Here is a 26942-nt window from a genome sequence, read left to right as displayed (position 1 = left end):
GAAAACTCCGTTCTCATGTACTCAAGAATGAGGCCGCACGCCGTTGATCCACAGGTGGTAGCGTGTAAGCTGGACGAACGCCCGGGGCCGAGAAGCCTTCAACGAACGATAACAAAAGGATGGCGCACCAAGTCATGGCCGAACGCACTCAAAATTTGCAGGACCTTTTTCTCAATACCGTTCGCAAACAGAAGATTTCCCTGACCATCTTTCTGGTAAACGGCGTCAAGCTGACAGGTGTCGTGACTTCCTTTGACAATTTCTGCGTGCTCTTGCGTCGAGACGGGCATTCGCAACTCGTCTACAAGCACGCTATATCCACGATTATGCCGGCGCAGCCGGTCTCACTCTACGACGGCGACGACGGGAAGGCCTGATTGGCGGAACATGACGGTATCGGTCCGAAAGGCCCGATCGAACACAAGGCGGATCCGACACGGAGCGCGGTCTACGTCCCGGTTTTCAAGGATACCGGTCACAGGGAGGCCGGATCGACGCTTGAAGTGCGCCGCACGCCGGATGCCAAGCTCGAGGAGGCGCTCGGCCTCGCGGCGGCAATCCAGCTCGAAATCGTCGATAGCGGCATCATCTCACAGCGAGCGCCGCGGCCTGCAACTCTGATCGGGCAGGGTAAGGTCGAAGAGCTCAAGGGTGTCGTCGCCGCCGAAGAAATCGGTCTCGTCATCATCGACCACCCGCTGACGCCGGTGCAGCAGCGCAATCTCGAACGCGAGCTCAACGCCAAGGTTCTCGACCGAACGGCGCTGATCCTCGAAATTTTCGGCGAGCGCGCGCGGACCAAGGAAGGGCGCCTCCAGGTCGAGCTCGCCCATCTCAATTATCAGCGCGGCCGTCTCGTGCGGTCTTGGACCCATCTGGAGCGCCAGCGCGGCGGTGCAGGTTTCCTTGGCGGTCCGGGCGAGACCCAGATCGAGGCCGACCGTCGTCAGCTGCAGTCGAAGATCAAGGCGCTCGAAGTCGAACTCGAAAAAGTGCGCAGCACGCGCCAGCTTCACCGTGCCAAGCGCCGCAAGCGGCCGCATCCGATCGTGGCGCTCGTCGGCTATACGAATGCCGGCAAGTCGACGCTGTTCAACCGGATGACGGGAGCCGACGTCTTCGCCAAGAATCTGCTCTTCGCGACTCTTGATCCGACCATGCGTCGAACAACGCTGGCCCATGGCACCGAAATTCTCTTCTCCGATACGGTCGGCTTCATCTCCGAACTGCCAACCCATCTCGTTGCCGCCTTCCGCGCAACGCTCGAAGAGGTGATCGAGGCGGATATCATCCTTCATATCCGCGATGTCTCGGACCCCGACAGCCTCGCCCAGGCCGAGGACGTTCGCCAGATCCTGCGCGATCTGGAGATCGACGCCGACGATGCCGAGCATGTGGTGGAAGTCTGGAACAAGATCGATCGCGTCGACGCATCAGAGCGCGAGCGTATCGAGACGCTTGCCGCCAACGAGGCGGAGAAGGAGCGGCCGCATATCGTCTCCGCCTGGACGGGCGAGGGCATAGAGGCGTTGCTTGCCGATATCGAGCGCCGCATCGCGGGCAAGATTGCCGAACTCGATGTCACGCTCGATCCGGACGGCATGCGCCATCTATCCTGGATTTACGAGAATGCCTCCGTTCTCGATCGTAAGGATCTGGAAGACGGGTCAATCCATCTTCAGATCCAGGTGACGGAGCAGGGCGCAAGCGAACTCGTGCGCCTCAAGGCAGCCGGCGAGGGCATCCAGTTCGGTTGAGGATGCCTGATAAGCCGACGAGCGCACGGCTTTGGTCCGTGCGATCTCGCCGCTGCGAACTGACCGAATTTCCAAATAAAAAAGCGCCGATCGAATGAGATCGGCGCCAAAAGTCAACCAATCGGACGGAACCCCGTTGGATCAGGTGCCTGTCGCGATCAGCATGAAGGCGGGGATATCGTCGCCGAAGCCAACCATTGTGTTGTTGTTGTCGTCGCGCGAGGATCTGCCACGGCCACCGCGTCCACCACGCTCGCTCGAACGCGAACGTGAATTGCTGGCCTGTGGCTTCGGCTTGCGGAAATTCTCGTTATCCTGAGCTGCGACGGCTTGCACGGCTTCCTCGTTCTGCGTTTCGACTTCGTCGGTCTTAGGATCATCAGCCTTCGCGGCGACTTCGTCCTGCTGTTTCTGTTCGTCCTTGTCCGAACCGCCGCGCGAACGCCCCTTGCGATTACGGCTGCCGCGCCCGGAGCCATTGCGCGAACGAGACCGGCGATCGTCCTCACCACCTTCTTCGCTTTCACTCGCTTTGACGGTGGAAAGGTCGCCATCAAGCCATTCGATCTCGGTGCCGATCAGCTTCTTGATAGCGTCGAGATGTTTGGACTCGGACTTGGTGACAAGTGTGAACGCCTTGCCCGACCGGCCTGCGCGGCCGGTGCGGCCGATACGGTGAACGTAGTCCTCGGCATGGATCGGGACGTCGAAATTGAAGACATGGCTGACGGCGGGAATATCGAGCCCGCGCGCCGCGACATCCGAGGCGACGAGGAGCTGCAGCTTGTCCTCTCGAAAATTATGCAGCATCGTCATGCGAGCCCGCTGGTCCATGTCGCCATGGAGTGCGCCGGCCGAGAAGCCGTGCTTCTCGAGGCTGCGGAAGAGCGTCGAGACATCCCGCTTGCGATTGCAGAAGATGATGGCGTTGGTGACGTCTTCGTTGGCGCGCAGGAGTTCACGCAGACGCGCGCGCTTGTCGTAGTCCTTGGCGCCGGAGGCGACGAGACGCTGCTGAACCGTGAGTGCTGCCGAAGCAGGCTTGGCCACCTCGACGCGGACCGGGTTCTGCAGGAACTGTTCGGTGAGCTTGGTGATCTCGGGCGGCATCGTCGCCGAGAAAAAGAGCGTCTGACGAGTAAAGGGCAGTAGCTTGCAGATACGTTCGATGTCCGGGATGAAACCCATGTCGAGCATGCGGTCGGCTTCGTCGATGACCAGAACTTCGACGCCTGTCAAAAGCAGCTTGCCGCGCTCGAAATGGTCGAGAAGGCGGCCCGGCGTCGCGATCAGAACATCGCAGCCCCGGTCGAGTTTCTTGTCCTGTTCATCGAAGGACATACCGCCGATGAGGAGCGCGACATTGAGCTTCTGTTCCTTCCCGTAGCGCGAGAAGCTTTCTTCCACCTGCGCCGCGAGTTCCCGAGTCGGCTCGATGATGAGCGTGCGCGGCATGCGCGCGCGTGCGCGACCTTTCTCCAGCATGGTCAACATCGGGAGGACGAAAGACGCTGTCTTGCCCGTACCGGTCTGCGCGATCCCAAGGACATCCCGACGCTCCAGGGCGTGGGGAATGGCTTCCGCCTGGATCGGCGTCGGCTCCGTATAGCCGGTGGCTTCCACGGCGGCTAATACTTTCGCACTCAAACCGAGTTCGGAAAAGGTGGTCAAATCGACAATACTCTCAATGTGTTTGGGAATTACGGAAAACATCGCGCTTTCACGCCGCGCGATAGAGCGCGTGCGGGATCAAGTCAACCGCAAGCGGGATATAAAGCTCCTAAGAAGGATTTTGTAGTGGCGAAATCCAAAAGAATCCCACCACTGCGTTTACGGTTTGATAGCTCGGTCGTCGGAATTATTCGCAATTTGAAGGAAGACATCCTGTCAGTTCGAAGCGAAACCAAAATCGTATGAGCCGTCAGGCTGCACACGCAGCTCGTATGTTTCGGCGATTTCGCCATCCAATGGTACGATCTCGAAGAACAGGGTAAGCGAGCCTTCCTGTCCTTCCGCTGGCTCGTCGGCGCTGTAACCAACAACCGCGCCGCCCAGCGCCGCCACCTCATCGACCTTGATCGAGCGGGCGATCTGCGCGCCGGTGGGCGAGGGCGCGATCTGCTGAATGAAGAACTGCGATTTGGCCGGATCGGCCGGGTCGCGCGCCATGACGGCCCGCCAGATACCGGTCCGGTCGCCCTCCTGCCACGGTCCGACCACCTGTACATCCTCGACGAGTGGCGAGAGCGTGCCGACGACCTGCGAAACGCCGTCGGAGCCGATGGACTGAGACTGCGCGTAGGCGTTCGGTGCAGCTGGTGCTGCTTCCGCGGGCTCGGCGCTTTCGGCCTGCGGCGCCGCATCTGAAGTGGGAGCTTCTGCTTCCGGTTCAGCTACTGGGGCGGTCTCTTCCGGTGCTGCCGGCTCAGCTGGGGGCGCGTCGGTTTGGGCAAATGTCGGTAGCGACCAAAGGGTGAGGCTCGAAGCGAGCAAAAGTTTCGCGGATGCGTTTCGCATGGCTATCCTTCGGAGGAACGCGTGTTGGGCGATGATTCACGCATCATGTAATGCGCTGACGCAAATCTTCGACCGGCTGTGCTCGACACGAGCTCAGATATCGAGATCGTCGACGAAGGCGGAGCGCTCCTGAATGAAGCGGAATCGCAGATCGGCCTTGTTGCCCATCAAGGCGTCGACCGCGCCGGATGTGCCGGCTTCGGGAGTTTCATCCATGATGACCTGAAGCAGCGTGCGCTTCTTCGGGTCCATGGTGGTTTCCTTGAGCTGGGCGGGCAGCATTTCGCCTAGGCCTTTGAAGCGCGATACTTCGACCTTGCCCTTACCCTTGAACTCCTTCTCGACGAGGCGTTCACGGTGGCGATCATCGCGGGCATAGGCGGTCTTTCCGCCCTGCGTGAGCTTATAGAGCGGCGGGACCGCCAGATAGAGATGGCCGCCGCGAATGAGCTCAGGCATCTCCCGATAGAAGAAGGTGATAAGAAGGGATGCAATGTGCGCCCCGTCCACATCGGCGTCAGTCATGACGATCACGCGCTCGTAGCGCAGGTCTGCGTCGCGATATTTCGATCCCGTTCCGCAGCCGAGCGCCTGAATCAAATCCGCGAGCTGCTGGTTCGCGCCAAGCTTCTCTCGGCCCGCGCTCGCGACATTGAGGATCTTACCGCGCAAGGGAAGAATTGCCTGAATCTTCCGATCGCGCGCCTGCTTGGCAGACCCACCCGCCGAGTCGCCCTCGACGATAAAAAGTTCCGCCCCCGCCGCGCCGGATTGGGAGCAGTCGGCGAGCTTGCCGGGAAGGCGCAGCTTTCGGGTCGCGCTCTTGCGGCTGACTTCCTTTTCCTGGCGCCGCCGAAGTCGCTCGTCGGCCCGGTCTAGTACCCAATCGATCAGTCGGGCGGCATCCTGAGGAGACGAGGCGAGCCAGATATCGAAGGAATCGCGGATCGACTGCTCGACGATCCGCTGGGCTTCGGATGTCGCGAGGCGATCCTTGGTCTGCCCGACGAATTCCGGCTCGCGGATAAAGACCGAGAGCATCCCCGATGCCGTCGACATCACGTCGTCACCGGTGATGACGGAGGCCCGCTTGTTACCCGAGAGTTCGGCGAACGCCTTGAGGCCGCGCAGCAGGACTGCGCGAAGACCGTTCTCGTGCGTGCCGCCTTCGGGAGTCGGGATCGTGTTGCAGTAGGAGCGGATAGAACCGTCGTCCGGCGTCCACGCGACTGCCCATTCGACCGCGCCGTGTCCGGACACTTTCTCGGTGCGCCCCGCAAAAATCTGCGAGGTGATACGGTCCTTGCCGATCGAGGCGTCGAGGTAATCCTTGAGGCCCCCTGGGAAGTGGAACGTATCGCGGGCGGGAATCGGGCTGTCTTCCCCGAGAAGCGCTGGATCGCATTGCCAGCGAATCTCGACGCCGCCAAACAGATAGGCCTTCGAGCGCGCCATGCGGAACAGCCGCGTCGGCTCGAACTTGGCATGTTCGCCAAAAATCTGCGGATCGGGCCGGAAGCGAACCCGCGTTCCCCTGCGGTTCTGGGTTTCACCGACCGCTTCGAGCTTCGTCACAGCTTTGCCGCGCGCATATTCCTGACGGTACAACTTGCGATTTCGCGCGACTTCGACTTCGAGCTTTTCCGACAGCGCGTTGACGACGGATACGCCGACGCCGTGGAGGCCGCCCGAGGTTTCGTAGACCTTGGAGTCGAATTTGCCGCCCGCATGCAGCGTCGTCAGGATGACTTCGAGGGCGGACTTATCCTTGAAGCGTGGATGCGGATCGATCGGAATGCCGCGGCCATTGTCGCTGACTGTGCAGAAGCCGTCCGCGTCCAGCGATACGTCAATGAAATTGGCATGCCCAGCAGTCGCCTCGTCCATCGAATTGTCGATGACCTCAGCGAAGAGATGGTGCAGCGCTTTCGCATCCGTGCCGCCGACATACATGCCGGGCCGGCGCCGAACCGGTTCGAGGCCCTCAAGAACCTCGATGTCCGCCGCAGTATAATCGCCGCCGAACTGCTGTGGTTCGGCCTCGGCCTCGGCTTTGCGTGGCTTGGCGGTCCGCTGAGGCGGCATTTTGCGGGCGGCATTGCCGGAGAACAGATCGTCGCTCATGCCTGGACACCCGCACGAGTCAACTCGCTTCGCGCCTGATGAGAGGCGGCGAGCGGCACAAAAGTCCTGTCGAGGCGGGCGTCAACCATGCCTCAGGGGTACACTTTCACGTATTGTTCTTCAAGCGCCGCAGGGCAACAGCCAAGCCCGGATGTTAGATCGCGGAAAGATTTCCACCGCTTTCGGAGAAGGCGGGCGAGGACTTGTCGGCTCGACGGCTTGGCATTTTCACTCCCCGCCGAGCTTTATTGTGCTTTCCGACGAGGTGCGCGGGGTCAGATGCGTACCGTGTCGGAGTCAATTTCGTCCCGTGTCTTCGGCGATCGCCTCGTCGTGATAGGCCGCGCGCCAATCGACATGATTTGCAGTCTCGAATGGTTTTGTGGCGCGGTCATCGGACCAGGCATGGGAGTGCTTCTTGTAGCCGGCGCGTCCGCCGACCGGGAACTGATAGATCCTCGCCGACTGCGTTTCGATGCCCATGGTCATGAACCTGTCTCCTCATTTCGTCATGATATTTTCAGCCGCCCGGAGCGGCTCATTTTTTTGCTTTATCCTGCTTATATAATGATCATTTTGCACGAAAAAAATGCAAAGAAGATTGGGCTCGTTTCACAAAGCCTAGCCTATCGAGCTTTCGCGGCCATCTATCACGACAATGTGAATTTTTGAGCGCGCTAATCGATCCGCATGCGGATCGCCGAGATTTCCTCAATCCGAATGATGTTTTGCCGATAATCGGCACGCGAGCGCTTCGAAGCGGTTCTTGGTTTGGCATGGATGTTGCACGTGCGAACGCAAGACGGAAAGCTATCGCATCCGGTCGCTCCCAGCACGGCGGCTTTCCTTCCCAACGCCCCTCTCAGGAGATCATCGATGACAAAGTACAAGCTCGAATATATCTGGCTCGACGGTTACACTCCGGTTCCGAACCTCCGCGGCAAGACCCAGATCAAGAGCTTCGACGAGTTCCCCACCCTCGAACAGCTTCCGCTCTGGGGCTTCGATGGATCGTCCACAAAACAGGCCGAAGGTTCCAGCTCCGACTGCGTGTTGAAGCCCGTTTCCGTCTATCCCGATCCGGCCCGCAAGGACGGCGTTCTCGTGATGTGCGAAGTCATGATGCCGGATGGCACGACGCCGCATGAATCGAACAAGCGCGCGACTATCCTCGACGACGAGGGTGCCTGGTTCGGCTTCGAGCAGGAATATTTCTTCTATAAGGACGGTCGTCCGCTCGGTTTCCCCGAGCAGGGTTATCCGGAGCCGCAGGGTAAGTACTACACCGGTGTCGGCTATTCGGCCGTCGGCGACATCGCCCGCGAGATCGTCGAGGAGCATCTCGACCTCTGCCTCGAGGCTGGTATCAACCACGAGGGTATCAACGCGGAAGTCGCCAAGGGCCAGTGGGAATTCCAGATCTTCGGCAAGGGCTCCAAGAAGGCCGCCGACGAGATGTGGATGGCCCGCTACCTGCTGCAGCGCCTGACCGAGAAGTACGGCATTGACATCGAGTACCACTGCAAGCCGCTCGGCGACACCGATTGGAACGGCTCGGGCATGCATGCCAACTTCTCGACCAAGTACATGCGCGAAGTCGGCGGTAAGGAATATTTCGAAAGCCTGATGGCCGCCTTCAAGAAGAACCTCGAAGAGCACATCGCCGTCTACGGCCCGGACAACCACATGCGCCTCACCGGCAAGCATGAGACGGCTCCGTGGAACGAGTTCAGCTATGGTGTAGCCGATCGCGGTGCATCGGTCCGCGTGCCGCATTCTTTCGTGAAGAACGACTACAAGGGCTATCTCGAGGATCGCCGCCCGAACTCCCAGGGCGATCCCTACCAGATCGCTTCGCAGATCCTGAAGACGATCGCGGAGGTCGAGGAAAGCAAGGAAGGCGGCATCTCCGTAGCTGCCTGACTATTACCCATCGATTATTGAAAATTACAAAGCCGGGCGCTTCGAATGACGTGCCCGGCGATAAGATTTGGGCTTAAGGCCGCTAGCCATAGTACGAGCCTTCTGCACTTTTCTTCAGAATTTCAGTTTTCTCCACGATGACCCGCCGGCACTTCGAGTTGCCATAATCACGTACTGACATTCGCTTGATGACGTTGCAGCATCGACCCCAAAATTCTTCCATGCGGACGGGTCTCATAACCCACCATTCCAAAGCGATTTGTAAAGTAGATCGAGGGCCTCTGGTTTGATCCCATCTTCTCGAGATTCGGGTCAAATTTGACCACACTGAAGGCGTGTTGTTGCTGCCTTCACCGAGGATGGTGGACCGTTTGATAGCGATAAGATCGTCGAAATTTTGCACTATGGCTATAAATCTCGATCGTTCTGACTGGAACATCAGCTTTTCATCTAGATCGCCACACCAAACTGCTGACGATACATATTCGTAGTGATTGAGTAGATATTCGACGCCTTTTATCACATCCTCTGGCATAGGACCGTGACACTTATGTTTGTAAAATTCGATGTATATGCGCGCCTCAGCGAATGCACCTGAAAGCTGTGCGCTATCTTCGTGCTTGAGAATCATTTCGAAGGCGCGGCGTTGCTTCTCCAGTTTTCGCGAAGCTCTCTGAGTAAATACGACGCCGAGGGTAGCGAACGCGGCGCCAATCAAAATTGCCGTACCTGAGCTAATCAAATCAACTGGCTTATCGGAAAACGAAATGGATATGCTGATTGCCATCTGGTCAATTACCTAAAACGAAAAAGGGAGGCCAATCTCTTGGCCTCCCTATCGTTTTACCACCGCAGGTTAAAAACCTGTAGTGCCATCAATGATTTTTATCATGTTTTCTCCTACGTTATTCCGGCGAGACTGAATCTCGCACCGGAATCGTTTATGATTAGGATATAGGAGCCTAGGAGCGTTCTGCTACAGGGAAAATTTCCGGATATCCAACCAAAACGAGCGTCGTTGATGCGTGTTAATAAGCCGTAACCTCGCTCATCGGACTTCGCGATAACGACTCTTAGTTTGAGCAGTCCCAGCCTGCGACAGCAAGAAACGAGTGTCAATCATAATGGCTCAGGGCAGAGCAGCTTTGGCGTCATGACCAGAGGTTCTAAACTCAAATTGGCGACCACGAGAAGCTGTTTAGTTATGGCGCTCACTGATGCAAAACGGCATGCTCGAAAATTGGCTACAAAAATCAGATGGGACATCAGAAGACGTCCCATCTAAGATGCGTTAACTTCCGCAATTGCAGAAGACCAGCGATCAGACCGAGTAGTACATCTCGAATTCGACCGGATGCGGGGTCATTTCGAAACGCTCGACTTCTTCCATCTTTAGCTCGACATAGGCGTCGATCTGGTCGTCGTCGAAGACACCGCCGGCTTTCAAGAAGTCGCGGTCGCTGTCGAGGCTTTCGAGCGCTTCGCGCAAGGAGCGACAGACGGTGGGGATTTCCTTCAGTTCTTCCGGCGGAAGATCATAGAGATCCTTGTCCATGGCAGCGCCCGGATGGATCTTGTTCTTGATGCCGTCGAGGCCCGCCATCAGCATGGCCGAAAAGGCGAGATAAGGGTTCGCCGTCGGGTCCGGGAAGCGGACTTCGACGCGCTTGGCCTTCGGCGACTGGCCGAACGGAATACGGCAGGAGGCCGAACGGTTGCGCGCCGAATAGGCGAGCAGCACCGGTGCCTCATAACCCGGAACCAGACGCTTATAGGAGTTGGTCGACGGGTTGGTGAAGGCGTTCAGCGTGCGCGCATGCTTGATGATGCCGCCGATGTAATGGAGGCAGCTCTCGGACAGGCCGGCGTATTCGTCGCCCGCAAAGGTGGGCTTTGAGTCCTTCCAGATCGACTGGTGGACGTGCATGCCCGTGCCGTTGTCGCCATAGACCGGCTTCGGCATGAAGGTCGCCGTCTTGCCGTAGGCGTTCGCGACCTGATGGATCACGTATTTGTAGATCTGCAGCTTGTCGGCGTTGCGCGTGAGCGTGTCGAACTTGATGCCGAGCTCATGCTGAGCGGCCGCCACCTCGTGGTGATGCTTTTCCACCGAAACGCCCATCTCGGCCATCACGGTCAGCATTTCGGAGCGCATGTCCTGGGCGCTGTCGATCGGCGGAACCGGGAAATAACCGCCCTTGGTGCGCGGACGATGGCCAAGATTGCCGGTCTCGTATTCCGTGTCGTCATTCGACGGCAGTTCGGTGCAGTCGAGCTTGAAGCCGGTGTTGTAGGGATCGGTCTTGTAGCGCACGTCGTCGAAGACGAAGAACTCGGCCTCGGGGCCGAAGAATGCGGTGTCGCCGATGCCGGACTGGGAGAGATAGGCTTCGGCCTTTTTGGCCGTCGTGCGCGGATCGCGGTTATAGGCCTCGCCGGAGATCGGATCGAGGATATCGCAGGTGATCGCCATGGTCGACTGGGCGAAGAACGGGTCCATGTGAGCCGTTTCCGGGTCGGGCATCATGACCATGTCGGACTCGTTGATCGCCTTCCAGCCGGAGATCGAGGAACCGTCGAACATCGTACCTTCGGAGAACAGGTCCTCGTCGACCTGTGACACGTCCATGGTGACGTGCTGCATCTTACCCTTCGGATCGGAGAAGCGGAGGTCGACGAATTTTACGTCGTTGTCCTTGATCTGCTTCAGAATTTCGTTTGCGTCAGTCATGACGGTCCTTCCCAGTTGAAAAGCAGTTTTTTGGTTGGATCGAAGCCGGGGTTGGGGCTTCGGGTCAGATTGCGTCCGTACCGGCTTCACCGGTCCGGATGCGAATGGCTTCTTCGATATTCGACACGAAGATCTTGCCGTCGCCGATCCGCCCGGTCTGTGCGGCCTTGCGGATCGCCTCTACGGCTGTGGAGACGACGTCGTCGCCGAGGACGAGTTCGACCTTTACCTTCGGCAGGAAGTCGACGACGTATTCGGCTCCGCGATAGAGTTCGGTATGCCCCTTCTGCCGGCCGAAACCTTTGGCTTCGGTCACGGTGATGCCCTGGAGGCCGACCTCCTGGAGGGCTTCCTTGACCTCATCGAGCTTGAACGGCTTGATGATTGCCTCGACCTTCTTCATCGAACATCCCCTATATCTCTGGTCCCCGACGCGGGCGTTGGGCCCGACGATCCGCTGCGATGCAGGCTGCGTGCCATGACGGACCATGGAAACCTGCCGGCGTGCAAATAGTTTTCAAAGCGCGGAGTGCCAGCTTCGTTTTTTCAATTCTCACGCCGTTATGGGTCCCGACTCAGGGCTTGGCAAACCATGACGACCACGCTTCGATCATTCTGGCCCGATTCCGCGCCGTTGGGCCCGGTTCTTTCTGACCTCGGATTAGGCATTTTGACCAATGAATGAGCAAAACAGCCACCAAAACGCGTCAGAGTTGGCATTGCTGACTCCTGACGAGATGGGGTGGGCAGACCGCATGACGATCGATGGCGGGATTGCCGGTTTCGAGCTGATGAAAGCGGCCGGTGCTCAGGTTGCCGATGCGGCGCTCGCACTGATTGGTGAACCCGGCACGGTAGGAGCGGGCAGGATCGCCTGTCTTGCCGGTCCTGGCAACAATGGCGGCGATGCCTTCGTGGCCGCAGAATTTCTGAGGCGAGGCGATTTTCCTGTCATAGTCTATTCGCTCACGGATCGAGATCGACTTTCGGGAGATGCAAGGCTCGCCGCTGACTTCTTTCGCGGTGAAGTGGGGCCTCTCGATGGGTTCGATCCTGACGGCTGCGAACTCGTTATCGACGGGGTGTTCGGGGCCGGGCTCTCGCGCCCGCTTGAAGGAAAGATCGCGGAGCTCGTCGAGCGGACAAACGCATCGCAAGCGAAGCTGCTTGCAATCGATCTGCCCTCGGGCGTTTCCGGCGAGAGTGGCGCGATCCTCGGAACCGCTTTTCGAGCTGATCGGACAGTATCGTTCTTTCGAGCCAAGCCAGGGCATTACCTCGATCCCGGCCGCTCGCAATGCGGCTCGGTCGATATTCGCCAGATCGGGATCGACCTTTCCGCTCTGGACACCATTCGGCCGAAAGCGTTTCTCAACGCGCCCGGTCTTTGGCGGGAGAGCCTGAACCTTCCAGCCGACACCGGCCATAAGTACGACCGTGGGCATGCGGTCATCTTTTCGGGTTCTGCCTCGAAGACCGGTGCTGCGCGCCTTTCCGCCAACGCAGCGCTCAGGGCGGGAGCTGGACTTGTGACGGTCTTCTCGCCGGCTGGGGCGATCCTGGTTAACGCTGCGCATTTGACCGCCGTGATGTTGAAGCGCTGCGAGGGAGCGGACGACCTTGCCGAGCTGCTCGTCGACAAACGGTTCAACGCATTCGTTTTAGGACCAGGGTTCGGGGTAGGGGCGCTTGCCCGCGACTGTGTACGCATTGTCCTCGATGCGAACCGGTCGCTCGTTCTCGACGCAGATGGAATCACGTCTTTCGCGGACGAACCGGATACGCTTTTCGATCAGGCGCGCAAAGCCGTTCGAGAGAGTGACTCAAATCCGGTTCTGACACCTCATGCCGGCGAATTCTCGCGGCTCTTTCCCGATCTCGCGGCCGATGGCTCGCTCTCGAAGCTGGATCGCGCTCGGAAGGCTGCGGATCGTTCTGGAGCTGTCATCGTTTTCAAAGGCCGCGATACGGTCATCGCCTCGCCGGATGGCCGCGCGGCGATCAATGCAAACGGTACTCCTTGGCTCGCGACAGCGGGAACCGGCGACGTTCTCACCGGCATCATCGTTGCGCTACTTGCGCAAGCCATGCCCGCTTTCGAAGCTGCAGCGGCCGCCGTCTGGATGCACGGCCGGTCAGCGGAGCTCTTCGGAGCAGGGCTGATCGCCGAAGACCTGGCAGGGCAGCTTCCTCGCGTATTGGGAGAGTTGGTGGGCGACTGACGCAGGATGCGACGGCCTTAGTGACCGCGAAGCCGTGATTGGAAATGCCGCACCCCGGCCCAGTGGGGATAGCGTTGCGACCGGTTCTCTTTGTGCTACGCTCAAACCATGATCAACCAGACTTCTCCGCTTTGCCGGCCTCTGGGATCACTGCTCCGGTCCCTTTTGCTGACGATCGGCCTCGGCTTTTCGACCGGCTTCGCTCTTGCCCAGGATGCCGCCACGTCCGAGCGCGTCGTGCCAGCCAACCCATCGGAAAACAGCGCCCAAGGTGGCGGTGCAGTCAGCGACATCCCACAACCCTTTATCGTCGCGACGCGCGAAGCGCCGCCTTTCGCGATGAAAAGCGAAAACGGTGAATGGACCGGTCTCTCAATCTGGCTGTGGGAGCGGATCGCTGCCGATCTCGACATCGAATATCGACTTGAGGAAACCGACCTAACCTCGATGATCGAAGGCGTCGCGGATGGGCGATACGCGGCATCGGTCGCCGCCATGACCATTACGCCGAGCCGTGAGCAAGTCGTCGACTTCTCCCATCCGTTCTATTCGACAGGCTTCGGCATTGCCGTCGAACGTGGAGGCGGCTCGTGGATTTCGAGCCTCGCCGCGATCTTCACCTGGGGTTTCATCCAGGCGGTCCTCGCTCTCGCGGGGCTTCTTGCCGGAATCGGCGTCCTCTTCTGGCTTGCCGAGCGTCGGGCCAACCCGGAGGAGTTTGGCGGAAATCCGATCAAGGGTATCGGATCGGGCTTCTGGTTCTCGGCAGTCACTATGACGACGGTCGGCTATGGCGACAAGGCACCGAAGACGATCGCCGGGCGCATCATCGCGCTCGTCTGGATGTTCGGGGCGATCCTGATCATCTCGACCTTTACCGGCATGATCGCATCGGCGCTGACGACCAATCGGCTGGCGACGACGGTGGAAGGTCCTGACGATCTTGCAGGCGTGTCGGTCGGTTCGATCGGCGGCTCGTCCAGCGACGAGTGGCTGGGCGAATCGCGTGTTCCATTTACCGGTTATGAGTCCGTCGAGTCAGGTCTTGCTGCCTTGGCGCGAGGCCGAATAGACGCCTTCGTTTACGACAAGCCGCTGCTTCAGTATCGCATCAAGAACGATTTTGCGTCCGATCTGGAAGTGCTGCCCAGCGCCTATGGAAGACAGGACTATGGGATCACTCTGCCGCAAGGATCGACCCTGCGTGAGCCTGTGAACCAGGCACTTCTCAACGTGATTGAGGGCGAGGAATGGTCCGATAGGGTCTTCGCAGAACTCGGCACGATGGAATGACCGGGACGTGGCCGTTCAGCGCGGATAATCAGCCGTTGCGCAATACCTCGATCAACTCATCCTCGATCATGTCGGAGCGGCCTTCGATATCGAGTTCCTGAGCGCGGCTGTAAAGCTCTTCCTTGGTCCATTCCTCGTAGGGCGGCGACTTGCCGCCCTTTTTGCCGGGGCTCATGTCGGGATTGGCCTGCGCATTCGAGATCGCCGCTGCCTTGCCCTTTGAATAGCCCTGATCGCGAAGTTCTTCGTAAACATCCGGCGCTTTGAGCGAAGGATTGTTTTCGTTCTCTTTCCGCGCCATGTATCGAACTCCCGTTTTTCCGCTGTGGCGATCCGATTATTCTGGCTCGCGCGTGCCAACTGCATCCGGGCGGCCAAGGCTGCGTTCGTCGTCTGGCGAACGCGCATCGGCGCGTCCGGCCGGATCCATTCCCACACCCTCCGCGGTGGAATAGGTGTGTCCGCCGTCGGCAAGCAGGCCTAGCGCTTCGCTAAGCTGCATTTCGATGGCCGACATGTCGTCGCCGCGATCGGCGTTTTCACGAGTGCCTATGCGGGAGCGCAGTTCTTCAAGCCGCATCTGGCGCTCTTCGATCGGCATCGTCTGATTGTTCAGGATGTCGTCGATCTCGTCTTGAGTGACCGGCTGTGTGATGCCTGGGTTATCGGCGTCGCCGCCGACGGCCTGATCGACAGGGACGATATCGGCTTCGGTGCGGGTCGGTTGATCTGACATGGGTTGGGTCCTTTCGGTGGAAGCTGGTACGGAAACGCGTTTCGGAAGGGGGAAGTTCATGAACGCCCTTATCGGATACGGTTTGCCGCACGATCACTCGGTTCCGGTCTGGGTCCTGTCGTCCAGGGTCATGACCTCTCGGGCGCCTGCCGGTTCGCTCTCGGCGGGCGTCGTATTCTGAGCTGCTAGGCCGGGCGCCACATTCGGATGTGACGATCGGAAACCGCCGTTAAAAATCGCGAACAAGGCAGCCATCGATAGCGCAACGATCAGAACGATGAGAACAGGTGTTCCGGAAGTCCCCGGGCGAGCGCCTTCCGGATCATGCTGAGACATGGCTTTCGTGTTGCCCTGTTTGCGGAGTCGATCGCCTGATGCCGATCAGTGCGTGAGGATGTCCTCTATTTTTCCAAGCGGATGATTGGTGAGATCCTTCGGGATTTCGCCGATGACGCGGTCCTCGACCTCCTTGTGCAGGTGCTCTCTCAGCTCCCCGAGGGTCGATGGGGAAGCGACGAGCGCGATCCGTTCGAACCGGTGCTTGATCGCCATCTTGTAGAGAATATCGGCGAGGTCCGAAGCGAAGCGCTCCTTGGCTAGCTCGTGCCAGTCGGTGTCGTCGAAGGCGGAACTATGGGGGTTCGAGGCACCGCCATCGCTGGCCCGGCCGCGCTTGTTCGCGCTTTGCTCGCCGTCCGACGGGTTGTCCTGTTCTTCGACGCGCTGGATTTCGAAGTTTGGTAGCTCCGCATCGCCGAGATTCTTCAGGAAAAGAGCCTTCTCTCCATCGGCGACGAGGACCCAAGTTTGATAGCCGATCTCAACGGAACTCATGATTTATCTCCGCTCTGGAATGAAAAAGGGCGCGTTCGCAACGCGCCCTGCATTTGGTAACTGGCAAAGACCTATTCGTCGTCGCCCTGAAGCATTCGCCAAACGCTGAAGCCGACAATGGCGACGATTGGCGTCATGATCGCCGCCGCCTTTCTCTTTCGCGCCATGGCGAAGATTTTCGGCAGGTTGGCGAGTGCGGTCGTTCCTGCCACAGATGCGATATCCCGCTTCATCCGATCCTGAACGCGTTTTTCAGGTTTCCGCCGTACCTTGATCGTCATCAACCAAATGGCCAAGATAATCGCGAGGCAAAGGCCGGAAGCGATCAGAGCTGCGTTCAAGGCACCGATTTGCGCGGCGACGAATACGAACAGCGCCGTGAGCAGGAATGCGAGCAGCAGCAGTATGAAAACGCTCATGATCGCGTAGAGCGTCACGAGCCGCTTATACCTCGCGATATAAGTACCGAGTTCGCCTTGGAATATCTTCGCTACGAGGAACCACATGGACGCTTAGTGGAAAATGCGTGCGTAGAGATAGCCGACAGCCGCAGCGATGAGGACGCTCTTGATCGGCTCGTCGCGAATGCGGTCGCTGATCTGGTCTTCAAGATCGTCCGCTGCCTCCTGCGCCTGCTGGAGATACCGCTCGCCCTTCGCTTTGTATTCGTCCCGCATCGCGGTTGCCTGGGTCCGAGCGCTATTGGACCGGTTCGTTGCCATGCTCTTCAAAGACTCAGCAACACCGGAGACGTCTTCGCGGAGCTTCTGGATCTGTGCTTCCAGCTCTTCGCGATCACCGCGCGTCGCGGTCGAGCCGGAATAGGACGAGCCGGGCGTCGTCGAGCCTGCCGTGGTGGACGAAGATGCCGACCCCGAAGCGGTGCCAGCGCCGACGGTCGAGGATGAGGTGGTGTCCGATGCCATGGGATGCCTTTCTGGTCTTAAATGCCGCACGGATGCTGCGCGGCGGTGTCCTTTGTTTCAAACAGCGCACTTGCGAGAATGTTCCAGCCTCGAGAGCCAGCCATCCGCCTTATCTGCGGATGTTTCTTCGGATGTGGTTTTCAATGAGAAAGCGAAACCCCGACACTGGAAGACCCGGCGCTTCGAGCGTTGCGACAGTGATTGCCGTCGTCATCCGAAGCGTCGGGTCTTATAAGGGGCTGAGCCTATGATCAGGCCGCGGGAGCGACGCCAATGATTTGCGAAGCGATGGAGTCCGGCCCGTACTCGCCGTCGCCTTCGATCTCCAAAATCTGGCCGATGCGGGTTCGGGCGCGCGAAACACGGCTCTTTATAGTACCAACGGCACAATGACAGATTTCAGCCGCTTCCTCATACGAAAACCCGGACGCTCCAATCAGCACCAGCGCCTCGCGTTGGTCATCGGGTAGCATATCGAGTGCTTTGCGAAAGTCCTGCAGGTCGAGATGACCCTGCTGTTCCGGATGGCCGGCGAGCTGCATGGCATGGATGCCATCGACATCCTGAACTTCGCGGCCCTTCTTGCGCATCTGGGTATAGAACTCGTTGCGAAGGATTGTGAAAAGCCACGCCTTAAGATTGGTGCCCGGTTGGAACGTGTGCTGTTTGTCCCAGGCTTTCACAAGGGTTTCCTGAACGAGGTCGTCCGCTCGATCAAACGATCCGGCGAGCGAAGCTGCAAAGGCACGCAAATTCGGGATGACTTCGATCAGCTCTTTACGAAAATCGGTTTCCGCGGTCATTCGACCTCCTCTTTATCCGATTTACGTTTTTGCTCCCCTTCGGCCTGATCCAGCTGTTCGAGAAGTGACAGAAAGCGATCCGGTACAGGTTCGCTAGCGACGTCATTGTAGTAGGCTTTGAGGCGGTCGCCTATCGCACTTGGAAGCGCAAAGCTCATTTTGGAATCCTGCTTATTCTCCGCAGCCCGATCGGCACTCGGCGCGTCCTTTTCGGCTTTGCTTGTGTCCATGTCTGGTCCCGGCATGTCTCTCATATGGTCAATCTCGTCGTTGACTTCGAGGTCGGCTCTTGCCTTAGGCTTGCGCTGACCCGAATTTGCGGTTGCGACGAGGGCTGCAAGTCGAATGGCCCGAGGCTTAGCCGTATTCTCGTCGGGACATATGGGGGCGTGAGGATAGCTCAAGGGGCGAACGCATTCTTCAGTCATTTCTCCCACATAGCGAAAGTCGAGTCTCGTCCGCCACTTCACAACGGATTTTCAGACACCATAACTATGCCGGACCGACTTGAACCCTTCCGAGGGAACTTCGGCAAGATCGGCGCATTGTCGGCGTACCGCCGGGACGCGGTCGATCGATCAAAATCCAATCGACACGAGGGGAGTATTCATGTCGATGTCATCCCGCATAGCGCCGCACATTCCGTATCTGCGGCGTTATTCCCGGGCTCTTACTGGGTCGCAGTCCAGCGGTGACGCCTATGTTGCTGCAGTACTGGAAGCGCTTATTGCCGATCCGGAGATCTTTCCGGACGATCAGTCGCCCCGTATTTCGCTCTACAAGCTGTTTTCGTCGCTTTGGCAGTCCCTGGATGTGAACATTCAGGACGATGGACAGACTGGCGGCTGGGAAGAAAAGGCCTCGCGCAATCTGAAGGCGATCTCGCCGTTGCCGCGTCAGGCTTTCCTGCTTGTAGCGGTCGAAGGCTTCACCACGGACGAGGCTGCGGACATCCTGTCGAAGGATGAGACGGAGTTTTCGAACCTGATCAGCCAAGCAAGCGCCGATATCGGCCGTCAGGTTTCGACGGACATCATGATCATCGAGGACGAACCGTTGATCGCGATGGATATCGAGCAGATGGTCGAAGGTCTCGGTCATTCGGTGACGGGCGTTGCGCGTACCCACAAGGAAGCGATCGCTCTTTTCGAGCAGCAGCAGCCGGGCATGGTTCTCGCGGATATCCAGCTCGCTGACGGCAGCTCGGGCATCGATGCGGTGAACGACATCCTGTCCCATGTTTCGGTACCGGTGATCTTCATCACGGCGTTCCCGGAACGCCTGCTGACGGGCGAGCGGCCCGAGCCGACCTTCCTCGTGACCAAACCGTTCAATCCGGACATGGTGAAGGCTCTGATCAGCCAGGCGCTGTTCTTTGAAAGCGATCGCAAGGTCGCAGCGTAATCCGATCGGCGTTTATCGCCGATCGCTGACGAAGGTGGAGCCGTTGACGGGCGAGCATCGGCTTTCCGACCTGATGTGCAAAGGTTCAAGCGTGGTCTAATGCTGGCAGCAAAGGTCATGAAAGCTGTTGAGAATACGGACATGTCCGTATTCCGGCAGGACCACGATCTTCGCTATTCCTGGGTTTGCAATCCCGGCCGATCCTGGCTCTCAGAAGTTCGGGAGGGCATGTCCGATGGGGATATTCTCAACGATTCATCGTTGCAGCATGCCCTCGATGTGAGGAAGAAAGTGTTGAGCACCGGCTCGCCCGTGCGCTTTGAGTTTCTCCATGAGACGCCCCGCGCCACGCGATGGTACGACATACAGCTTGATGTCGATCGGGATGAGAACGGCTCGGTATCAGGGCTCCTTGGTACCTCGGTCGAGATCACCGAGCGCAAGCGCCGCGAGGATACGCTGAAAACGCTTCTTCGCGAGCTTTCTCACCGCTCCAAGAACCTTCTCGCCATCATTCAAAGCCTTGCGAGTCAGACAGCACGTCATTCTCTGACGGTCCCGGAATTCCTCGTGCGGTTCCGCGGACGGATCCAGTCGCTGTCTTATTCCCAGGACATCGTCACGGATACGAACTGGCGCGGTGCTCAGCTGAACGAGCTGATCACTCTTCAGGTCGAGCGCTACGCACCGGACGGCAATCAGCAGATCAGGTCGTCCGTCGCCTCGGTTTACCTCTCGCCGACGGCTTCGCTGCATGTCGGCCTTGCCCTGCACGAATTGGCGGTCAACGCGGCCTCTTATGGCTCGCTTTCCGTCCCCGGGGGCAACGTGGAGATTTCGACGCATTTAGAGGCGGTCGAGGATCACCAGGACCTCGTGCTGCTTTGGAAAGAGCATAATGGGCCGCGGGTTCGTCAGAACCGCGATCCGCGCTTTGGAACGGCGACACTTGAGCGAATCGTCCCGAATGCGGTCGGCGGGTCGGCAAAGCTGACGCATGAGCCTGACGGAGTGCTTTATCGGTTGCTCATACCAGACGCGCAGTTCGAACTGACGAACGAGCCAAACGTTATCTGAGCAGCATGGGCCGAGTTGCTGCGGCCAAGATATGAATTTCATCACGTAATTGTGAGGCGGGCGCCGCACTGCGCACTCAGAGCGTTTTGCATTGGCAGATCGTGAGATGGCCTGCGTCCGCTAGGGCGATATTTTTGCCTGTTCCTCATTGGCGCCAAGCGCCATCGAACAAGCGATTGTGTCTATACCGCTTTACGATTTGCCCAAAGGCACCGACGAAGCTTTTGCGCCAATGTTCGCTGGCCGACAATGCGGATCTATTACCTAACGTAAACGTGACTTTCTTGCCCTTCGACCGGGAACGAAAACGGCTACACTTTGTTTTACCGGCAATATGGAGAGGTTCAATGGAACACATCGCTGCTTTGATGCTGCTGGTTGGCTGTTCGTCGGACGTTACGACTTGCCGAGAGGTTCCGGTCGCAGCGCCAGCCTACGAAACGATTGATGAATGCCGTAACGATCTTGGGGTACAGGTTCGCCTCGCCGAGACGCGGATGCCAAAGCTTTACGGTGCCTGTAAAGCGGTCGATCCCGCTTCGTTCGAACAGTCTGCATCGCTCGAATGGTCGGTGACGCGGGATGGACGACTCAACATCGATCTCGTGGAAGACCAACAGCTTGTTGCATCGAGATAACTCTCGGTTCATCTGCCGTTCATTTGACGAATGCATTCAATACGCCTCGCGGAAAGCGGGGCGTTTTTTGTGGGCAAAATCTTGTGCTGCGTTTACGACGTCCACGAAGGCAGTGCCGCGCTTATCGAAAGCCGTTCATAATTCGTTTGACGAACAGTCAACGGACTATTGAACAACGCCGGAGACGCGGTATTGTCTGCGTAACGGGACACACAGGAGAGGACCCAATCAATGAAAAAGATGATCGCGATCGCGGCTTTGACGCTGACCGTCGCTGCAACGGGCTGCACGACCGAAGATCGCTACACCGGCGGCGGTGCACTTGCTGGTGGTGCAGTCGGCGCGCTGGCTGGTCAAGCAATCGGCGGTAACACGGAATCGACCCTCATTGGTGCCGCAGTCGGCGCAGCCGGCGGTGCGGTCGCAGGTAACGTTATCGGCCGCTCGCAGCAGCGCCCTGGCTACTGCCGCTATTCCGACGGCAACGTCTATCGGTGCCCGCAGGGCTACTGATCAAAGGTCGGAACTTCTGTTTCAGAAAGCCGTCGGTTCGCCCGGCGGCTTTTCTGTTTCTGGATGATGTGACCCATGCTAAAGGGTTGCTGGAACAGGCAGGCTCATGCCCTTGAAGGGCGGAGCGTTCAGTGGAGCGGGGGCGAAGAGACTCTTGAGACGTGTTTCGGCACCTAGACGCCGCCTTGCGACCGGCCTGCTCGTGATTGCCTCGCTCGGTCTCGGAGCTTGTACCGGACGTGACGGATCGCCCGTATTCGGCGCCGTGTTTGGACTCGAAGACGCTACTGTGAAGCCCTACCGTCAGGGCACGATCCCGGCGCCGGAAATGAGACCTGGCGACAATTTGATCGGTACAGCGGCAAACGCGCCGGGACAATGCATATGGCGCAGGGCCGGATCGACGCGCCGTTTCGAAGCCGACTGCCCCGAGGGTTACGAACTCTGATCAGATCGAGACGGGTTTAGCGTCGGCGCATTCGAAACCTATCCCTTGACCAGCTCGACGAAGGCCTTCCGGTAACCGCCTTCGGCGGCAGGGTCGGACCTGAACTCGATGCGTTTCAGCCGGTCGGATCGGGCAAGCTCGAATCCGTGACGATCAGCCGTCGCAATTCGCCATCCGGTATCCTTCTCGCCCGCTCTTTGCGCAATGTCGTCGATTGCGTCGGAATGATCATCGTTCATGTGATTGATCGCGCGAACGGCTGATGCTTCAAGGTCTGCGACGTGCTCGTCCGTTATGTCGTCTGCCGCCAGCTCATAGGCTTTTGCGAAGCCGCCGTTGAGACTGCCTTCGATCGGATCGAGCACGGCGAAGCGGAAGTCGGGAAAATCGATATAAAGTTCAGCCTTCGGATGCCGCGCGAGAAAACGCGATCGTAGCTGCTCACGCTCCTCCTCATTCAATTCGACAAGCCGGGCCATGGCGAAGATCGCCAGCCGTGGATGGGCGAGGGGATCGCCCTTCGATGGCTCTCCAACCAAGAGCGAGCAGCGCGCGTCCTCTGTCAACGCCTTGGCATGGTGCGAAAGTCCGGAGACCAGAAGGACCGGTCGGCCGATGAAATCGTTCGCCGTCAGGACGCGGCTCACGGATGGGAAGCCATCGCCCGGTCTCAAGACACTCAATGCTCCGAAACGGGCAGACCGGGTAATTTGCCTCGTCAGCTTTCGGACATCGCCGTCGACCGGCTGCGTGAGGGACTTTTTGGCCTCGGCGTTGTTTGGCATGAAGGCACCGAAATTGTTGATGACTGGCTCCATGTTTTCGAACACGGATCAAGAGCTGTTTGCGTTCCCGAATTGACGGCATATCTGCGCAGGCAGGCGCAGTTGGAAACAAGGATACTCCGTGGCTGAAGAACTCAAGAGGACGATAAAGGCAATCCTTGGCGACATGAAAGCGCCCGACGGCGGCGCGGACGTCGTCTCGCGTGGAATGGTGTCGGATATCTTTGTCGCGGATGGAAAGGCGTTCTTCTCGCTCACGGTGCCGGCGACGGACGCGGACAAGTTCGAGCCGTTCCGGAAGGAGGCCGAACGCCATATCGAGCAACTCGACGGTATCACCAAGGCGATGGTCGCACTGACGGCTGAGAAGCAGGCGGGCGAGCCCGCCGCGAAGCCCGCGCCCATCCCCGCCCAGCAATCGAACCCACCCGCCGGACGCGGTGCCGAGCCAAGAGCGACGAAGCCGGGCATTCCGAACGTCGACAAGATCGTCGCCGTCGCCTCCGGCAAGGGCGGTGTCGGCAAGTCGACTACAGCCGTCAATCTGGCGCTCGGTTTCCGTGATCTCGGGCTCAAGGTCGGCATTCTCGATGCCGATATCTACGGTCCCTCGATACCGCGCCTGCTCGATCTGAAAGACAAGAAGCCGCAATCTGCTGGCGGTCGTCTGCTGAAGCCGCTGGAAGCCTACGGCATGAAGGTCATGTCGATCGGCCTTCTCGTTGCCGAGGAGACCGCCATGGTCTGGCGCGGGCCGATGGTCGTCTCTGCGCTCAATCAGATGATGCGCGAGGTCGAATGGGGCCATCTTGATATTCTCGTCGTGGACATGCCGCCCGGCACGGGAGACGCCCAGCTGACGATGGCCCAGCAGGTGCCTCTCGCAGGTGCGGTCATCGTCTCGACGCCGCAGGACCTCTCCCTCGTCGATGCACGCAGGGGCATCACCATGTTCCGCAAGGTGGACATCCCGATCCTCGGAATTGTGGAAAACATGAGCTATTTCATCGCCCCGGATACAGGCGCCCGATACGACATTTTCGGCCATGGAGGTGCCGAAGCGGAAGCCGTCAAACAATCCGTGCCGTTTCTGGGTGCGATGCCCCTCGACATGCACATCCGAGTCCGGTCCGACGAGGGGGTTCCGATCGTTCAGGCCGAACCCGACGGGCCGCATGCGGAGATCTATCGGGACATGGCCTCGCGGGCGCTCGCAGGTCTGGAATTGAGCGAGCAGGCTGCAGAAACCCCGAGTATCGTTTTCGAGTGATGCCTAATTAACCTCTTGCGCGATTTGCATAAAAGCTGTCCGATACGGGACTGAAGAGCGGGCGAAAAGATCCGCTCCTTGATCCTGACAGGAGGCATGACACCCCATGCGGCTTACCACACGGCTCCTTGCCGCCACCGCCCTGACACTCGCTCTCGGCACCGCGGCATCCGCGAAAACGCTGGTCTATTGTTCCGAGGGCTCGCCGGAAGGCTTCGATCCGGCCCTCTACACCGCCGGCACCACGTTCGACGCCTCGTCCAAGACGATCTACAACCGTCTCGTCGAGTTCGAACTCGGCACCACCAACATCAAGCCCGGTCTTGCCGAAAGCTGGGAAGTCTCTGACGACGGCCTCGAATACACCTTCAAGCTGCGCCCGGATGCTCAGTTTCACACGACGGATTTCTTCACGCCGACGCGGCCGATGACCGCCGACGACGTGGTGTTCTCCTTCGACCGCCAGAACAATTCTGAGAATTCCTACAACGAATACGTGACCGGCGCGGCCTGGGAATATTGGAATTCCATGTCCATGCCGAGCATCCTGAACTCGATCGAGAAGGTCGACGATCAGACCGTCAAGTTCACGCTGAACGAGCCCTATGCGCCGTTCCTCGCCAACCTCGCCATGGATTTCGCTTCGATCGCCTCGAAGGAATATGCTGATCAGCTCGCCGAAGCGGGCAACGAGGCGCAGCTCAACCAGCAGCCAATCGGCACCGGCCCCTTCCAGTTTGTTGCCTACCAGCCGGACGCTGTCATCCGCTATAAGGCCCATCCCGACTACTGGAATGGCAAGGAAGCGATCGACGATCTGGTCTTCGCCATCACGACCGATGCCTCGGTCCGCCAGCAGCGCCTGCTCGCCAACGAATGCCAGGTGATGCCCTATCCGAATCCTGCGGATGTCGAGAGCCTGAAGGGCAACGATAATCTCACCGTCATGGAGCAGGAAGGCCTGAACGTAGGTTATCTCGCCTACAACACGCAGGTCGCGCCATTCGACAAAGCCGAGGTCCGCAAGGCCCTCAACATGGCGATCAACAAGCAGGCGATCATCGACGTCGTCTTCCAGGGCTCAGGCGAGATCGCAAAGAATCCGATCCCGCCGACGATGTGGTCTTATCGCGAGGAGACGGAGGACGACGCATACGATCCGGAAGCCGCGCAGAAGATGCTCGAAGAGGCCGGTGTGACGGACCTTTCGATGGAAGTTTGGGCGATGCCGGTGCAGCGTCCCTATAATCCGAATGCCCGCCGCATGGCCGAGCTGATCCAGGCCGATTTCTCCAAGATCGGCGTCGATGTCGAGATCGTGTCCTACGAATGGGGCGAGTATCTCGAGCGCTCCAAGGCTGAAGATCGCGAAGGTGCGGTTCTCCTCGGCTGGACCGGCGACAACGGCGACCCGGACAACTTCCTCGCCGTCCTTCTCGGCTGCGATGCCGTTGGCAACGCCAACCGCGCCCAGTGGTGCAACGAAGAGTTCGACGCCAAGGTGAGCGAGGCCAAGCGTCTCGATACCCAGGAAGAGCGCGCCGCCCTTTACAAGGAAGCGCAAGCGATCTTCAAGGAAGAGGCGCCCTGGGCGACGATCGCCCACTCTGTGACCTTCATGCCTATGCAGTCTAGCGTAACCGGCTATGTTCAGGATCCGCTCGGCGGCCACTGGTTCACGGGCGTCGACATCGAAGAATAAGAGCGAAACGACGGGGCCGCTGTGATGCGGCCCCGCTTGCTCTTCAAAGCTCTCTTTTCATGCGAATGTCGATTTTCGATTGCCTCCACTTCGGTCGGAAGCGCGATCGTTTCGCATGACGTCTCGACTTCAACTCATTGATCGGCGGCCTTCATGCTCCGCTTCATTCTTTCGCGTATCGGCGTCCTGATTCCGACCTTTGTTGGCGTTGCGATCGTCGCTTTCGCGTTCATCCGTCTGCTGCCCGGCGATCCGATCATCCTGATGAGCGGCGAGCGCGGAATTTCCCAAGAGCGCTATGAGCAGCTCCAGGCGATGCTGGGATACGACCGCTCACTGCCGGTCCAGTTCTGGGATTATCTGACCGGGCTGCTGCGGGGCGATTTCGGCAATTCCATCGTCACGAACCGCCCGGTCCTTGAAGAGTTCATCACGCTGTTTCCGGCGACGATCGAGCTCTCCCTCGTCGCCATCACGCTCGCCGTGCTCATCGGCATTCCCGCCGGCATTCTGGCGGCGATCAAGCGCGGTTCGTGGTTCGATCAGGTGACCATGGGCGCGGCGCTGACCGGCTATTCCATGCCGATCTTCTGGTGGGGTCTGCTCCTCATCATCTTCTTCTCGGGCTATCTGCAATGGACGCCCGTTTCGGGGCGCATGTCACTGATGTTCTATTTCGATCAGCCGACCGGCTTCATGCTGATCGACAGCCTGCTTTCCGGTCAGGCCGGCGCGTTCCGGTCCGCCGTCTCCCATCTTATACTGCCAGGCGTCGTGCTCGCGACGATCCCGCTCGCCGTCATTGCACGCCAGACCCGCTCGGCGATGCTGGAAGTGCTGGGCGAGGATTATGTTCGCACCGCCCGTGCTAAAGGTCTCAGCGCCTTCCGCGTCGTCTCGGTGCATGCGCTCCGCAACGCGCTGATTCCGGTGGTGACGACGATCGGCCTTCAGATCGGCGTGCTCATGGCCGGTGCGATTCTCACCGAAACGATCTTTTCCTGGCCGGGTATCGGCAAGTGGATGGTCGATAGCGTTTACAGACGCGACTACCCGGTCGTGCAGGGCGGGCTGATCCTGATCGCAATGGTCGTCATGATCGTCAATCTCATCGTCGACGTCCTCTACGGACTGATCAATCCGAGGGTGCGCACGCGATGAGCCATGTGGAAGCGGAGGAGGCCCGCGAGGGCGTCGGAGCCGGTGTCGAGGATCGCGAGGCAAAGGTCAGCCCGCGCC

28 protein-coding genes are annotated in these 26942 nt (G+C 59.1%); 13 read left to right on the top strand and 15 right to left on the bottom strand.

The features are described from left to right. Positions 1-134: 134 nt before the first annotated feature. Both hfq and hflX read left to right on the top strand, forming a co-directional pair. Positions 135-377, top strand: coding sequence for an RNA chaperone Hfq (hfq, locus tag ABRA89_RS07230; RefSeq protein ID WP_349940778.1), 243 nt, complete (start codon positions 135-137; stop codon positions 375-377). After that, entirely contained in the window at positions 378-1757 is a 1380-nt protein-coding gene (hflX, locus tag ABRA89_RS07225) for a GTPase HflX (RefSeq protein WP_349940777.1), read from the top strand. It abuts the gene before it with no gap. A 141-nt stretch (positions 1758-1898) separates the two neighbouring features. Here hflX and ABRA89_RS07220 read toward each other — a convergent pair whose 3' ends face one another. From ABRA89_RS07220 to ABRA89_RS07205, 4 genes are all read right to left on the bottom strand, one after another. Further along, positions 1899-3428 carry a DEAD/DEAH box helicase gene (locus tag ABRA89_RS07220; protein ID WP_349940776.1) on the bottom strand — a complete coding sequence of 510 codons (1530 nt, stop codon included), beginning with the start codon at positions 3426-3428 and terminating at the stop codon, positions 1899-1901. Between the two features lie 216 nt (positions 3429-3644). Further along, positions 3645-4274 carry a hypothetical protein gene (locus ABRA89_RS07215; protein WP_349940775.1) on the bottom strand — a complete coding sequence of 210 codons (630 nt, stop codon included), beginning with the start codon at positions 4272-4274 and terminating at the stop codon, positions 3645-3647. 93 nt (positions 4275-4367) lie between these two features. Then, positions 4368-6398 (bottom strand): DNA topoisomerase IV subunit B, encoded by a 2031-nt coding sequence (parE, locus tag ABRA89_RS07210; protein WP_349940774.1) that lies wholly within the window; start codon positions 6396-6398, stop codon positions 4368-4370. 297 nt (positions 6399-6695) lie between these two features. Continuing rightward, a complete protein-coding gene (locus ABRA89_RS07205) occupies positions 6696-6887 on the bottom strand; it encodes a DUF2735 domain-containing protein (RefSeq protein WP_349940773.1) in 192 nt (63 codons plus the stop codon). A gap of 387 nt (positions 6888-7274) precedes the next feature. Between ABRA89_RS07205 and ABRA89_RS07200 the strand changes: the two genes are divergently transcribed. Then, the gene (locus tag ABRA89_RS07200) at positions 7275-8321 is read left to right on the top strand and encodes a glutamine synthetase beta-grasp domain-containing protein (protein ID WP_349940772.1); all 1047 of its coding nucleotides are present in this window, start codon (positions 7275-7277) and stop codon (positions 8319-8321) included. Between the two features lie 82 nt (positions 8322-8403). On the opposite strand, the gene ABRA89_RS07195 is transcribed toward ABRA89_RS07200, so the two are convergent. The 3 genes from ABRA89_RS07195 to ABRA89_RS07185 form a co-directional block, all read right to left on the bottom strand. Beyond that, entirely contained in the window at positions 8404-9108 is a 705-nt protein-coding gene (locus ABRA89_RS07195) for a DUF4760 domain-containing protein (RefSeq protein ID WP_349940771.1), read from the bottom strand. Positions 9109-9642: 534 nt separating this feature from the next. Further along, entirely contained in the window at positions 9643-11052 is a 1410-nt protein-coding gene (gene glnA, locus ABRA89_RS07190) for a type I glutamate--ammonia ligase (RefSeq protein ID WP_349940770.1), read from the bottom strand. 64 nt (positions 11053-11116) lie between these two features. Beyond that, positions 11117-11455, bottom strand: a complete 339-nt coding sequence (locus ABRA89_RS07185; protein WP_349940769.1) for a P-II family nitrogen regulator — start codon at positions 11453-11455, stop codon at positions 11117-11119. Between the two features lie 274 nt (positions 11456-11729). On the opposite strand from ABRA89_RS07185, the gene ABRA89_RS07180 reads away from it, so the two are divergent. Next, complete coding sequence (locus ABRA89_RS07180) at positions 11730-13274, top strand: NAD(P)H-hydrate dehydratase (RefSeq protein WP_349940768.1); 1545 nt, start codon at positions 11730-11732, stop codon at positions 13272-13274. Between the two features lie 108 nt (positions 13275-13382). Next, positions 13383-14567 (top strand): transporter substrate-binding domain-containing protein, encoded by a 1185-nt coding sequence (locus ABRA89_RS07175; protein WP_349940767.1) that lies wholly within the window; start codon positions 13383-13385, stop codon positions 14565-14567. A gap of 28 nt (positions 14568-14595) precedes the next feature. Here ABRA89_RS07175 and ABRA89_RS07170 read toward each other — a convergent pair whose 3' ends face one another. Both ABRA89_RS07170 and ABRA89_RS07165 read right to left on the bottom strand, forming a co-directional pair. Beyond that, complete coding sequence (locus ABRA89_RS07170; RefSeq protein WP_349940766.1) at positions 14596-14868, bottom strand: DUF7218 family protein; 273 nt, start codon at positions 14866-14868, stop codon at positions 14596-14598. A gap of 36 nt (positions 14869-14904) precedes the next feature. Then, positions 14905-15303 (bottom strand): hypothetical protein, encoded by a 399-nt coding sequence (locus ABRA89_RS07165; protein WP_349940765.1) that lies wholly within the window; start codon positions 15301-15303, stop codon positions 14905-14907. A 58-nt stretch (positions 15304-15361) separates the two neighbouring features. On the opposite strand from ABRA89_RS07165, the gene ABRA89_RS07160 reads away from it, so the two are divergent. After that, a complete protein-coding gene (locus tag ABRA89_RS07160) occupies positions 15362-15484 on the top strand; it encodes a hypothetical protein (RefSeq protein ID WP_349940764.1) in 123 nt (40 codons plus the stop codon). Positions 15485-15684: 200 nt separating this feature from the next. On the opposite strand, the gene ABRA89_RS07155 is transcribed toward ABRA89_RS07160, so the two are convergent. The 5 genes from ABRA89_RS07155 to ABRA89_RS07135 form a co-directional block, all read right to left on the bottom strand. Beyond that, entirely contained in the window at positions 15685-16137 is a 453-nt protein-coding gene (locus ABRA89_RS07155; protein ID WP_349940763.1) for a host attachment family protein, read from the bottom strand. Between the two features lie 71 nt (positions 16138-16208). Next, positions 16209-16574, bottom strand: coding sequence for a hypothetical protein (locus ABRA89_RS07150; RefSeq protein WP_349940762.1), 366 nt, complete (start codon positions 16572-16574; stop codon positions 16209-16211). Between the two features lie 75 nt (positions 16575-16649). Beyond that, entirely contained in the window at positions 16650-17063 is a 414-nt protein-coding gene (locus ABRA89_RS07145) for an ElaB/YgaM/YqjD family protein (protein WP_349940761.1), read from the bottom strand. A gap of 251 nt (positions 17064-17314) precedes the next feature. Next, on the bottom strand, positions 17315-17866 hold the full coding sequence (locus tag ABRA89_RS07140; RefSeq protein WP_349940760.1) for a sigma-70 family RNA polymerase sigma factor: 552 nt from the start codon (positions 17864-17866) through the stop codon (positions 17315-17317). Further along, entirely contained in the window at positions 17863-18096 is a 234-nt protein-coding gene (locus ABRA89_RS07135) for a NepR family anti-sigma factor (RefSeq protein ID WP_349940759.1), read from the bottom strand. The genes ABRA89_RS07140 and ABRA89_RS07135 overlap by 4 nt, the downstream gene beginning before the upstream one ends. Positions 18097-18475: 379 nt before the next feature. On the opposite strand from ABRA89_RS07135, the gene ABRA89_RS07130 reads away from it, so the two are divergent. From ABRA89_RS07130 to ABRA89_RS07115, 4 genes are all read left to right on the top strand, one after another. Beyond that, a complete protein-coding gene (locus ABRA89_RS07130; protein WP_349940758.1) occupies positions 18476-19270 on the top strand; it encodes a response regulator in 795 nt (264 codons plus the stop codon). A 117-nt stretch (positions 19271-19387) separates the two neighbouring features. Further along, a complete protein-coding gene (locus ABRA89_RS07125) occupies positions 19388-20347 on the top strand; it encodes a PAS domain-containing sensor histidine kinase (RefSeq protein ID WP_349940757.1) in 960 nt (319 codons plus the stop codon). 347 nt (positions 20348-20694) lie between these two features. Then, positions 20695-20985, top strand: coding sequence for a hypothetical protein (locus ABRA89_RS07120; RefSeq protein ID WP_349940756.1), 291 nt, complete (start codon positions 20695-20697; stop codon positions 20983-20985). 231 nt (positions 20986-21216) lie between these two features. Continuing rightward, positions 21217-21498, top strand: a complete 282-nt coding sequence (locus tag ABRA89_RS07115) for a YMGG-like glycine zipper-containing protein (RefSeq protein WP_349940755.1) — start codon at positions 21217-21219, stop codon at positions 21496-21498. 486 nt (positions 21499-21984) lie between these two features. Here ABRA89_RS07115 and ABRA89_RS07110 read toward each other — a convergent pair whose 3' ends face one another. Then, on the bottom strand, positions 21985-22776 hold the full coding sequence (locus ABRA89_RS07110) for a HugZ family pyridoxamine 5'-phosphate oxidase (protein ID WP_349940754.1): 792 nt from the start codon (positions 22774-22776) through the stop codon (positions 21985-21987). 76 nt (positions 22777-22852) lie between these two features. Here ABRA89_RS07110 and ABRA89_RS07105 point away from each other — a divergent pair, with 76 nt between their 5' ends. The 3 genes from ABRA89_RS07105 to ABRA89_RS07095 all read left to right on the top strand — a co-directional run bounded on the left by ABRA89_RS07105 (position 22853) and on the right by ABRA89_RS07095 (position 26864). Continuing rightward, positions 22853-24001: an Mrp/NBP35 family ATP-binding protein gene (locus tag ABRA89_RS07105; protein ID WP_349940753.1), complete on the top strand. Its 1149-nt coding sequence runs from the start codon at positions 22853-22855 to the stop codon at positions 23999-24001. 106 nt (positions 24002-24107) lie between these two features. After that, on the top strand, positions 24108-25703 hold the full coding sequence (locus ABRA89_RS07100; RefSeq protein WP_349940752.1) for an ABC transporter substrate-binding protein: 1596 nt from the start codon (positions 24108-24110) through the stop codon (positions 25701-25703). 153 nt (positions 25704-25856) lie between these two features. Next, positions 25857-26864 (top strand): ABC transporter permease subunit, encoded by a 1008-nt coding sequence (locus ABRA89_RS07095; protein WP_349940751.1) that lies wholly within the window; start codon positions 25857-25859, stop codon positions 26862-26864. The last annotated feature ends 78 nt before the right edge of the window (positions 26865-26942 follow it).

The organism is Fulvimarina thalattae, from assembly GCF_040239565.1.
Lineage (GTDB): Bacteria > Pseudomonadota > Alphaproteobacteria > Rhizobiales > Rhizobiaceae > Fulvimarina.
The sequence above is the reverse complement of the archived record's forward strand: the minus strand, read 5'-3'. Positions and strand labels throughout refer to the sequence as shown.